The organism is Paenibacillus sp. GCM10027627 (genome assembly GCF_042675505.1).
Classification (GTDB): Bacteria; Bacillota; Bacilli; order Paenibacillales; family Paenibacillaceae; genus Pristimantibacillus.
On sequence record NZ_JBHTHB010000002.1, the window covers coordinates 183,491 to 195,493 of the forward strand.

The 12,003-nt window shown below is 48.5% G+C and carries 5 protein-coding genes; 3 read left to right on the plus strand and 2 right to left on the minus strand.

What is annotated here, in order from left to right; genetic code table 11:
- Positions 1 to 13 precede the first annotated feature (13 nt).
- Positions 14 to 4,183, minus strand: coding sequence for an NACHT domain-containing protein (locus tag ACFQZE_RS08890; RefSeq protein WP_379355912.1), 4,170 nt, complete (start codon positions 4,181 to 4,183; stop codon positions 14 to 16).
- 333 nt (positions 4,184 to 4,516) lie between these two features.
- Here ACFQZE_RS08890 and ACFQZE_RS08895 point away from each other — a divergent pair, with 333 nt between their 5' ends.
- Positions 4,517 to 6,109: a discoidin domain-containing protein gene (locus tag ACFQZE_RS08895; protein ID WP_379355914.1), complete on the plus strand. Its 1,593-nt coding sequence runs from the start codon at positions 4,517 to 4,519 to the stop codon at positions 6,107 to 6,109.
- A 79-nt stretch (positions 6,110 to 6,188) separates the two neighbouring features.
- On the opposite strand, the gene ACFQZE_RS08900 is transcribed toward ACFQZE_RS08895, so the two are convergent.
- Complete coding sequence (locus ACFQZE_RS08900) at positions 6,189 to 8,918, minus strand: adenosylcobalamin-dependent ribonucleoside-diphosphate reductase (RefSeq protein WP_379355916.1); 2,730 nt, start codon at positions 8,916 to 8,918, stop codon at positions 6,189 to 6,191.
- Positions 8,919 to 9,149: 231 nt separating this feature from the next.
- On the opposite strand from ACFQZE_RS08900, the gene ACFQZE_RS08905 reads away from it, so the two are divergent.
- Together ACFQZE_RS08905 and ACFQZE_RS08910 are read left to right on the plus strand one after the other, a co-directional pair.
- A complete protein-coding gene (locus tag ACFQZE_RS08905; protein WP_379355918.1) occupies positions 9,150 to 10,967 on the plus strand; it encodes a DEAD/DEAH box helicase in 1,818 nt (605 codons plus the stop codon).
- A complete protein-coding gene (locus ACFQZE_RS08910) occupies positions 10,964 to 11,896 on the plus strand; it encodes a YqhG family protein (protein WP_379355920.1) in 933 nt (310 codons plus the stop codon). Before ACFQZE_RS08905 ends, ACFQZE_RS08910 begins: the two co-directional genes overlap by 4 nt.
- Positions 11,897 to 12,003 lie beyond the last annotated feature (107 nt).

A 12,003-nucleotide genomic window follows, 5' to 3' on the forward strand; every position in this document is an offset into this window, starting at 1 on the left:
TTTTTAAAAACGATTATCTAATTGGTAAATCATACTGCCTTGCAAGATAAAGCAGCTTTGTGTTCGCATGATAAGCTTCCGTCATACTGGTTCTCACTTTTCCTGTAAATGGATACTGACGCAGCATAATTTGCAAATAAAAGCTGAACTCCGCAAGAGTCATTGATTCTTCATATTGATGAATATATTCAAGCAGCCTGACCTTCTCTGCAAAATGCCCCGGAACGTCCCAGTTGTAGCCCTTTACCAACAAGCCAACCAACTGTTTAAAGTTAGACAATTCCCGCCCATAACTGAACATGCATTTCATGATTCGATAGATATCCTCACTATCGACATTTTTTCGCGAGCTGTCCGCCAGCCATTCTATCAGTTCTACCGCTAATATACGGTTGTCTTCAATGTCTCCGAATTTGATAATAAGCAGCTCCAAAGATTTAATGCGAGCTTCTATAAAATCATGTTTCGAATCGACGTTTTTGATTCTATCATCATAATAGCTCCGAGCAAAATTTTTGAGTAAATCGGTAATTTCCGGCGTATCGTAAGTACCCGAGGCTATGCTTAATTCGATAAACCGCAACAAGAAAATGCTTCTCACACGGCGAGAATCTCTTCTAAATATCCAGAAAAGTGCGTCGTAGCATTTTCGGGATTCAAATATCGCATTGGACGGCGTCGCAGGATGATGGCGGTCTTGGTTGTCATACATCAAAAGAAGCTCAAATACGTCCAGCAACAGATCTGCATCAAGCCCACTCAAATCTATTTTTTTGAACAGTCTATCTGCATGCATGATCAACAAATGATTCCGATCTACTGGAATCCGAACAATCAGTTGAAGCAATTCTATGGCATCACTATCCTCAATAGAATAATTTCTCAGCAGCCCTTCAATCAATTCCAGCGCATACCTTTCCGAACTTTTGAGCGCAGGGTTGTGCCCTACAATAAGGGACATAAGCCGAAGCACATGACGGGGGGAGGGCTCACCCAAAACCATAGGCATGACACTGCCGACCAGCCCCCAAAAGCCAGGGTCGCCCTTTCGATCCAGCATCTCTACCACATCGATATAACGACTTATCCTCTCTTGCCTTCGATCCATCCAGTCTCCAATCAGCTTAGATGAAAACTTTCTTCTGCCAAGATACATGATCACCTTGTACGCCAGTTTGCTAGATAGAAACTCATCGCTGTCAAAATGGAATGCCGATTGCAGCCTTTTGACCAACTCCCCTTCACTCATATCGTGATGACGAATGATATCATCATAGCGGGCATGGATAACGTCCAATGCTAAGTAGATAAGTCCATTTTTTTGTCTGGCTATTCGAATGACGTTTTCCACATTGAAATCATTCGAATAATAATATTGAAGCAGAGTATGGAAATCGTTTAACGCAGTGTTTGAATAGCTGCCGAAATAATCGCTCGTTTCGCGGTGGTTTTTTTTGCTCAATCGGATTTTCCCGTCTACAGCCTTGATATCGGCCCATTCGGTTAGCTTGCCAGCGGCCGCATGGTTACCGGCCATGTTCCATAAAGCAACCATTTGCTTCCACCAGAGGATATTTCCTGGTCCCGGCCATTCGTCTTGCGTCATATGGCCGCTGGCTTCCCCTGCGGCGCTATTCCCATTTTCCTCACCGGCATCCGTAAATATATCCAGTTCCATATCTTTGCCCGCATCATGATGCAGCGACAAAAGCAGCAAAATTAAATTTTGCGTGTAAATCGCCAAATGCTCTACAATCGGCTTCGGCGGGATGAGGTTAATGGCATTAGCGGGAAAAGGAAGCTGACTTGTCCCAAGCATCGATCTGGTGCACTCGGTCTTCACCCATTTCTTCAATTCGCCTTCTGTAGTCTCAACGACACTAGGGGCATGCTCCATAAAAAAGGCAACGATTTTGGAATGTTTGTGCAGCCAGTTATACCCATAGCAAAAACGGAACGTTTGTTCATCGCCAAGTACTCCGTCTTCCCGCTCCGCGCGCTTTCGTGCCATTCTTAACAGAAAGTCGGCTGCCAGAAACTCACCGAACGTTTTGTGAAGAAATTCATAGTTGTACAACTCATTTCCCGTTTCGCCGGTCGCTTTATTTTCATGGATGAAAAAAAATCCGCCAAAAACCTTTTTTACATCCAGCTCACGATCCCCCAGTCCAAACGCTTTCAATTCTCTTGCCAATTCGTGTCCGCTGTGACTCGTTTCATCTTGAACAAACATCATAAAAGCAATCAAGCCCAGCCGCAGTCTAAACTGCTGAATCTCTTCCTCCTGCCGCTCTTTGCCCCAATGGATAAAGTCCCGGTCCTTATTCAATTGCCTTAACGTAAATTTACTGAACAGCTTATCGTATAGTTTGGATCGATTGAAGTCCAAATGTTTGGCATCCTCTTGCAGGTCGGAATTTTCATAATCGTAAATAGCAAGCAGCAGCAAAAGAAGCGGCTCCTTCGACAATTCGGCCAAATGCTCATTGTCCGGAATACGGAACGGCTTATAGCCATCTTTGCTTTGAAACCGATTCCAGCGTTCCACCCATTGTTCCTTCCGCTTATGGTCGAAGCTGTTCAGCTTCATAATGGTGGTCCCTTCCGGAATCGTTACTTCTTGCATGATGGAAAGCCTGCTTGTAATAATGACCCGGAGGCATAAATGGTACATATCGTAAGCTTTTTCCTGAAACTGCTGAATTTTCGTCAAATAGCCGTTCAGCTCTGTGGCGGACACTTGCAGCAGCTCATCGAATCCGTCCAAAATGACGACAGGAATGCGGGTTTTGCACTCCCTTGCCCAATCGAACCAATCAATCGCAGCGCTTGCCTCAATGGATTGCCGCAGCCCCTCGTCGATATGGCCTTTTACATCGTTGTTGCTCGTTTTGACATCTCTAAGTTTAATAAAGAATGGGACATAGTCCTTATGATCGCATAGTTGAGCGGCAAGCATTTGGCTTAACATCGATTTTCCCGCTCCAGGATGCCCTAATATTAAAATGGGCTTATGGGAGTTGGCTGGTTCGATCAGCGAGCGATGCAGCTGCCGCCCAATGTCTTCTCCATACAGCACTTCGGTATTCGTTTCTTCCCAAAATCCCGGAGACAAATAATGTTTGGTTTTGGCTGAATATTGCGTGAGCAAATAGCTCTGCGGAATATACATTTGCTCATTGGTCGGGTTTTCCATTCCGGCTAAATCTTCGTTTGCCACAATCGTCTTGTTTATGTATTTTCGCAAAATATTGTGATGCGCCGAAATTTTGTCCAGCCGTTCATTGTCTCCTGTTTCCGATAGCGGCAAGGCATGCCTTGTTAGCCACGTCGCTTCCGCCAGCTCCGGCGGCTGCAAAGCAAAGCGGCCTGTAAACTGGTCCGCATGCAACAGTTCAATTTGAGCCAACAGGACATCCAGTTTAGCCTCGATCCCACTTGTTTTCTCTAATGTTTGCTGCAGCTTTGTTTGCCAAATCCGTATCAACTGCTCTTTTTCGGAAAGATCGACCCACCATCCGAATTCCGGAAATTCGGTAGCGAGGCTAAGCAAATATGCATTGTAATATTGTTTAGCTAAGAGGATGCAATCGTCAGCCATTTGAACCATATCATTCTCATCGGAATCTTCCTCTAGCATATAATCGTACATAACTTCAACCATCGGTGTAAAAATAAAATCCAAATAAGCGTCTACCCCGGACTGGTCTCCGTGATTAGGCAAGCCTACCCCCTCATCCGCAATAAAACGGCTGCTTTCCTCCATCAATTGCTCCAGCTCTGCCCGGTCCTCTTCATTGACGATGAAATTGTCCCCATAAGCTTTTAGAATAGGGAGCAGCTTTTCCTCAAAAGCATCGCGCGCAGCCAAATGAATGAGCATCAGATGTGCCAGACTCAGCTTATCTCCCTGCTCTCTCGCTGTCAGCTCTCTGCTCTTATCTTTGAAATTGAGGCTGTCCGGCAAATGATTGAGCGCATTTCCCGGCTTCATGGCGAGCAAGCCTACGCCCGCTGACAGCGCGGCTATAGCTGCTCCAGGGCTCGCAGACATAATAATAGCCGCGACTGTCCCTGCGGTTACAACCCCTTGTGCCCACCCGTTTACACTGTCCCGCATGTTTTCTGGCTCGTTGTCCCGCAAATAGTCTACCAATTGAGAAAGTGTTTTTTCATTGTTCATCCGATCTCTTCCTTTGGTGTCGATAGTTTTGTTGCTCTATTTATTCAACAAAATATGACAATTTCCTCCTATGCGAGATAGGGATAGAGATATAGAAATGAACAGAACATACCTTTAGTAAAATGACCTTCTTTTACGGAAGCGAACACTTTTGTATCCATATTTTTATATTCCTGTAACATTATATTAACAAATATGTAACTATGTTACTTGGTTTAATATGTTATGATTTTTCGGGTAAAGTATTGATTTTCCAAGAAAGGAGATTGGTGGACAACCTGTATTAAGTATTACAATCACGCATTAGTATAAAGAGAGGGAGAGAAACCAAGCATGAAAAAAGTAAAAGTTCTCATTTTGGCAACAGCAATCGGTTTAGGTTTGAGCAGCACTCCTATTCTTCCGGCAGCGGAAGCAGCGCAATCGACAACGACGATTCTGCCTGTTAATTTGGCGGTAGGCGGCACGGTGACGGCCAGCGGCGAGTATGGTACTCATCAAGGAAGAGCGAAGGCGTTCGACAAATCCACTTGGACCAAATGGCTCACGTTCAACAGCCCGGCATGGCTGCAATATGAGCTTCCTACGGCAAAAGTCATCACCTCGTATTCCATTACTTCCGCCGAAGACGCGCCTTATCGCGATCCGAAAAACTGGTCTCTACAAGGCTCAAACGACGGCATCAACTGGACGGTTCTCGACAGCAGACAAAATCAAACTTTTGCCAAGCGCCATCAAACGAATAATTACACCTTTACCAATTCAACCCCGTTCAAGTATGTAAAGTTCGATAACTTTGCTAACCAATACCAAGACGGCGGTATTATACAGTTAGCCGAAATTAAGCTGTTCGGCAATGAGATTCAAACGTTCAAAACGATCAAGCCAACCGTAACGGCAGCCGGCGGTGAAAACCCTGCTAATTTAGTAGACGGCAACAGCACGACGAAATGGATCACTTATAACAATACGGCTACGCTGCAGTTCGATTTTGGCGAATCCGTAACCATCGATGGTTATGCGCTAACGTCTGCAACCAACTATAATAAATCTTCGGAAGGCGATCCAAAGAGCTGGGTTTTGCAAGGCTCCAACGACAATGTCAATTGGACGACGCTCGATTCCAAAAGCAATCAAGAATTTAAATTGCGTCATCAACGCAAGCATTATTTGTTGAACAGCAATACAACCGCTTATCGTTATTACAAGCTGAACAATGTTTCAAATCCTACCGGTTGGTCTGTTCAACTGAGCGAGGTAGAGTTTTCCCGCACGAACGATCTGTGGCATGCGCTGAATCCTGCGATTGAAATACAGCGCGGTCCAAACTCCGCTATTTTCGACCAAGCTCTTCCAAATGCCGAACAGGACATTTTGGCCATTCTTCGCAAGGTATATGAACTGCTATATAACAAACCGACAGACGCGCCTCACGAAACAAAGAAATTTTTAGTTACGTTTGGGCCTGAGGGACCTGCAGCTTCAGTTGGCGGCGATGAAGAGCAAATGACGATATTTTTCAATTCCGCTCGTCTTGAGCAAATAGCTGCCAATCCAAACTTTCACTACACCATTCGTGATGAAATCATTGGAATGCTCTATCATGAGCTAGGACATGCCTATCAATACAGCAACTTTGATATCGAAGCCGTTACAGACAGCTTGCGGTATGCAGCAGGCTACCACAATCGATACAACGTGTCCACAGGCGGCAATTGGTATAATACCGGGACGGCAAACTTCATTCGCTGGATCGAAGATTCCAAGCATCCCGGCTTCATCCGTCAATTGAATGCAACCTACCTGGATACTTACGGTCTCAACGAGACTCAAATTTTAGCGCTCAAAGAAAGCCAGTTCCAACTCATTACTGGAGTTAGCGTGAGCACGCTTTGGTCTCAATACCAGCAGTCTCTTACTAATTAATTGGATTGACTGAATATCCGTAGACAGCGGAAAGCACCCGGCAGTTGATGCGGGTGCTTTCTTTGATTCATATGACATCCTAACATTTGCTAAAGCCGCAATTCGAGCAATGTTTGCAGCCTTCCGTATTTATAAGGGAGGCTGAGCCGCAAGATGGGCAAAGGTCGATTTCATCTACAACTCCAGTAGGTGATCTAACTTCTGAATAAACAGCTTTGTCCACCTCGCCAAACCCCTTATCCAAGTCCCGCTCAGCCGTACGGCTCCCTGCAACAACGATCTCTTCCTCTTCTTCGCCACCATGGAGTTCAAGCGCCTTCGCCACCGCATCCGCGATAGACTCGACCCGATTGGCCCCAAAGCCGATCGCTCCCGACCCGCCGATTCCTTTTAAATGCTTAATAAGGAGGGACACTTTGTCCCCGTGATCGCCATATCGCAAAAACAAGGAGCACACTCGGCCAAGAGCCTCCGCCATCGCAAATACATCGGAGCCGGCTTTGCCGACGTTCAGAAAAATTTCCGCAGGCGCCCCATCCAGATCATTAATGGTAATGTAAGCCATGCCAAACGGCGTGTTGATTTTATACGTCGCTCCGCGGAGTACAGGCGGCCGTTTTTTGTACGGCTTGTCGGAGGATTCACCCGCAATAGGCGAACGAGATTGCACTATCGCTAATTCTGAAAGTTCATTCTCTGCCAGTTCCGATTGCTCATTCGTTGCAAAAGCGGCATCCTTCCGCGTCTCAAGCGCAAATGATTGGCCAGCTAACCCATCAATCGGCTCGCCGCCCCCTTGTTCCGCCCCGCCAGCCTCATGACCCGCATCTCTTTTACCGCCCCCCGACTCCGCCCCGCCAACCTCTTGACCCGCATCGCTTCCTCCGCTCTCCGGCTCCGCCGCCGACAACACTTGAACGTCCCGGCTTCCGTCCCGGTAGATCGTCACTCCTTTGCAGCCTAAGTCATAAGCCAGCTCATATAGCCGCTTTGTATCCTCCACCGTAAAATCGGCAGGACAATTGGCCGTTTTCGAAATGGAGCTGTCGACCCAGCGCTGAATAGCCGCCTGTGTACGGATATGATTTTCCGCCGACAACTGCATGGCGGATACAAAATAATCCGGAAGCTCCTCGCCGGGATGCGCGTCCTTCCACTGCTGCGCCACGGGAACGAGCTGTTTGTCGAAGCCAAGCCGGCTTTGACGATAATATTCAAAAGCAAAGTAAGGCTCAATGCCCGTCGATGTGCCCACCATCGTTCCCGTGCTGCCCGTTGGAGCTTGAGTAATAACCGTGACGTTGCGCATGCCGTATTTGCGAATCGCTTCCCCCACCTCGGGATAAACGGACAGCAGCTCCTTCATAAAACCGCTTTGCACATATTTCTCCCGGTCAAACGCTGGGAACGAACCTTTCTCCGAAGCGAGCGTGGCCGATGCCAAATAAGCTTCCTTCGCCATAAATCCGTACAGCTTATCCAAAAAGGTAAGCGACTCCTCGCTGCCGTACCGGATGCCGAGCTTGATCATTAGTTCGGCGAGCCCCATTGTGCCAAGGCCGATCCGCCTCTCGCGCTTCTGGTTTTCTTCATTTTCGCGGAAATGATACGGCGTTTTGTCAATGACATTGTCCAGGAACCGAACGGACCAGCGGGTCGTCTCGCCAAGCTCCTTCCAATTAACCTCCTTCCTCCCGGCATCGTAAAACTTAGATAAGTTTACAGCGGCCAAATTGCATACGCCCCATCCCGGCAACCCTTGCTCCCCGCAAGGATTGGTCGAGACGATAGGGTTGAAATACCAGCTGTTCGACATCGTATTGTACCGCTCCATAAACACGACGCCCGGCTCAGCAGATTTCCATGCCGATTCGATAATGCTATGCCAAATATCCTTTGCTTTTACCGTTTTGTAAGTAATAACCTCTTTGCCAAGCGCCTTCCATCCTTTCAGGTCGCCCGTCCAAAGCTCGTCATACTCTGCATCTTTGGTATTCGGGAATACGAGCTCCCAATCCGAATCCCGCTTTACGGCATCCATGAAGGCATCGCTAATGCAAAGCGACAGGTTGGCATTCGTCACTTCCCCCATCTTCTCCTTCACCGTAATAAACTCCATAATGTCGGGATGCCAGTCGTTCAGCATAAGCATTAAAGCTCCGCGCCTGCTGCCGCCTTGCTCAATCAACCCGGTAGCGTAGCTGAACAATCCGCCCCACGAGACGGAGCCGCTCGATGAACCGTTAACGCCCGCAACGACTGCCCGGCGCGGACGCAGCGAAGATAAATTCATGCCCACGCCTCCGCCGCGTGCCATAATTTCCGTCATATCTTTTAACGTTTTCATAATGCCGCCCCGGCTATCATGCGGCGAAGGAACAACGTAACAGTTGAACAAAGTCAATTCGTCGCTAGCCCCGGCGCCAGCCGCGATTCTTCCCCCGGGCACAAGCTTCCAATCGTCCAAAATCGTCCTAAACTTCCGCTCCCACTCCACTCTTTTTGCCGGCCGCTCCTCCACCGACGACATCGCCGCTGCCAGCCGATCCCACATCGCCTCCGGCGTCCGCTCAATGGGATGAGTGAGGCGATGAATCGTCGTCCGGATTACCTCTCCGTTCGCAAGACGAACCTCGACATCTTCTCCGTCTCTGAACAGCACTTCCCCCGTTTCTTTGACCGGAAATTTGGCATCATCCTTTACGAGAGCAAGAACGACATCTCCAGCTTTTACCCGGCTTCCGTCCGCATGTTTCCTTGCGTATCGGTCCAAAAATATTTTTTCGCTTAAACCCTCCAGTCTCTTCATTTCTACCTTCCTCCTCTTATGGATTTACGCTGCTTATATCCTCAACTACTTCAGCTGTACGGTTCGAAACCGCTGCACTAGTTCATTATAGAAATCAATATATTGTATTGATATAAATTATATCACACCACATATAGTTATTAATATGTAGTAAAGTCCGATCTTATTATTATTGTTCAATAGGGCAATACTAATGACAACATATCCCTTTTTTCCGGAAGGAGCGTACTTATGACAGGAGACAAAACGCCGCAAGCCGCTGCCGAAACCCCTTTCGCCCTGCGCAAGCTTCACCCTCATGTCGATCTGCAAATCGACCGCTCCTGGTTCGAGGAGCTTCAGCACCGAATGTCCCGGGGCGGTCCGTGGGACGACTGGACGCTCTATCAGCTCGTGATGGAAGCGGAGGAAGCGAAGCGAGTGGAAAGCTTCGAGCAATTGCAATGCCTCAAAACGCTCCCCGCCATCGAACCGATGCCCCATCAGATCAGTACCGCAAGCAAAGTGCTGCATGAGATGGGCGGCAGAGCTATTCTCGCCGATGAGGTTGGCCTTGGCAAAACGATAGAAGCGGGACTCGTCCTGAAAGAATATATGATAAGAGGGCTTGTGAAACGGGCTCTTATTCTTGTGCCGGCCTCCCTCGTTTTGCAATGGGTACGCGAGCTGAATCAAAAATTCGGCATTTCCGCCGTCGCGCAAAAAAAGGAATATACATGGGGCTACGATGTCGTCGTCGCTTCCATAGATACCGCCAAGCGCGATCCTCACCGGGAACGGGTGCTTGGGACGGACTATGATCTGATCATTATCGACGAGGCTCATAAGCTGAAAAACAAAAAAACGACAAACTATCAATTCGCCACCCAGCTGCGCAAAAAATATTGCCTGCTGCTGACGGCTACTCCCATCCAAAACGATCTAGACGAGCTGTACAACCTCATCACGCTTCTCAAGCCGGGACAGCTTGGCGGACAAAGCGACTTTGCGGCCAACTTCGTCGTCGACAAGCGGCTGCCGAAAAACGAGGACCAGCTGCAAGAGGCTCTCTCGACTATTATGATTCGCAATCGCAGAGGGGACGGCGGCATCCATTTTACAAAACGATTTGTAAAAAACATTCCCCTATCGCTGTCGCCTGAGGAAAAAGCTCTTTACGATGCCGTTACCGGCTTTGTAAAGGAGCGGTACGACGAAAGCGGCGGCGATTTCAGCAGCATGCTGTCGCTCGTTACGCTGCAGCGGGAAGTTTGCAGCAGCAGGGACGCCGTATTTTTGACGCTGATCAATCTGTTCAAAAAAACAGAGGAGGATTCCCCCATCCGCGCGAAAATTTGGGGGCTCGTCGAAAAAATTAAAGGCATCAAAGCGAACACGAAAGCCGAAAAAGCGATGGAGCTTATTCGCGAGATGGATGATAAAGTCATCATCTTTACCGAGTATCGGGCTACGCAAGAATATTTGCTGCAGTTTTTCCGTTCGCACAATATTGTAGCGGTTCCCTATCGAGGCGGCATGAATCGCGGCAAAAAGGATTGGATGATGGACCTGTTCCGGGGACGAGCGCAAGTGCTGATCGCAACGGAAGCGGGCGGCGAAGGCATTAATCTGCAATTTTGCCACCATATGATCAACTTTGATTTGCCGTGGAACCCAATGCGGGTCGAGCAGCGGATTGGCCGCGTTCACCGGCTGGGACAAACGGAGGATGTGCGTATTTACAACCTGTGCACGCTTGGAACGATTGAGGAGCATATCGTTAATTTGCTTCATGAAAAAATCAACTTGTTTGAGCTGGTCATCGGCGAGCTGGATCATATTTTGGAAAAATTCGAGGGCGGCGAATCGCTCGAGAAACATCTTGCCCGCGCCATGCTGGAGTCCGGCAGCGAACAGGATTTGCAGCAGCAGCTCGGCCGCCTTGGCAGCTCCTTAAGCGAAGCCCGGAGCGCAGTTCAATCGCACGGACCAAACGCTTATTCCGCAGCGCCCGATCTTCTCGTCAAGATGGATCGGTTAGGCCATTCCGTTGAGGTGAACAAACCATGAACGAGAAACAAGTGCATAAATATGTAAGCCGATATTTGGAGGCGACGGAATGCTCCATTTTGGAAAAGTCTCCTGCCCATATTACCGTTAAATTATCGCCCGATGCAGACAGGGAGCTGACGAATCGGCCCTACTATTGGAGCTTTGTCGACCGGGCCGGCACGGAGCCGGAAACGATGACGTATCTGCTCGTAACGGACAAAGAGAAATACGAGATCAGTCTGAATCAAGCCGCCGCTGTGCCGCAGGACGGACAAGCCGCGGCAGCCGATGCCGCGCTTTCCAGATCCTTCGGTTTTATCAACAGCTCCATCCAGGCGCCGCGAATTCCAAGAGAGGATTTATACTTCGGCTCGCGCAAGCTGGATCAGCTGTTTGGTGCGGCCAAATCGAGAGGCGGATTTGTCAATTTGTTTCAAGAGCCGGATAAGCGCGGCAGCAATCCGTTTGCCTCCACCCCTTACACCGCCTGGCTCGGCGTTAATATGAAAGTGGAGTTCGCATGCGACCGGAAGCGGGAGGAACTGTTCAGCTTTGGCGTTTCGCTTGTAACGGGACATTGCGTGGACGGCTTTTTTGACCGGCTGCTCGCTATGAAGCTGACACCAAGACTGCCTTCCAACATTCATTTGACCAAAAACGGCATATCGTATGCAAAAGCGCAAACCATCGTGGAGAGCACCTTGGAACGCAAGCTTAAAAACTACGATTACGGTTGGGCCAAAGAAGCTGCTGCTAGGCTGCAAGATGAGCTTGAGCGGGTAGAGCAATATTACTCGCCGCTGCTGGAGCATGCCACGGATGAAAACAAACCTGCCATTGAAGAGCAATATCAACAAAGAAAAGAAGAAATCAGATGGCAATACGAGCCTCGTGTGACGGCTTCCGCCATTAATTGCGGCATTTTCCATCTAGAGGGCATCGATTGAAGACCATTAGACGAAAAAATCATCTTTACGGCAAAAAAGGCGCTTGTCCTACGGATGCTTTGCGACATGGAACAACAGCCTTTTTGCCGCCCCTCCGCTACACTTGT

Bases quoted from the DNA above. Each gene is read 5' to 3' on its own strand.
- ACFQZE_RS08890 (WP_379355912.1), bottom strand. From the start codon at position 4,183: ATGAACAATGAAAAAACACTTTCTCAATTGGTAGACTATTTGCGGGAC.
- ACFQZE_RS08895 (WP_379355914.1), top strand. From the start codon at position 4,517: ATGAAAAAAGTAAAAGTTCTCATTTTGGCAACAGCAATCGGTTTAGGT.
- ACFQZE_RS08900 (WP_379355916.1), bottom strand. From the start codon at position 8,918: ATGAAGAGACTGGAGGGTTTAAGCGAAAAAATATTTTTGGACCGATAC.
- ACFQZE_RS08905 (WP_379355918.1), top strand. From the start codon at position 9,150: ATGACAGGAGACAAAACGCCGCAAGCCGCTGCCGAAACCCCTTTCGCC.
- ACFQZE_RS08910 (WP_379355920.1), top strand. From the start codon at position 10,964: ATGAACGAGAAACAAGTGCATAAATATGTAAGCCGATATTTGGAGGCG.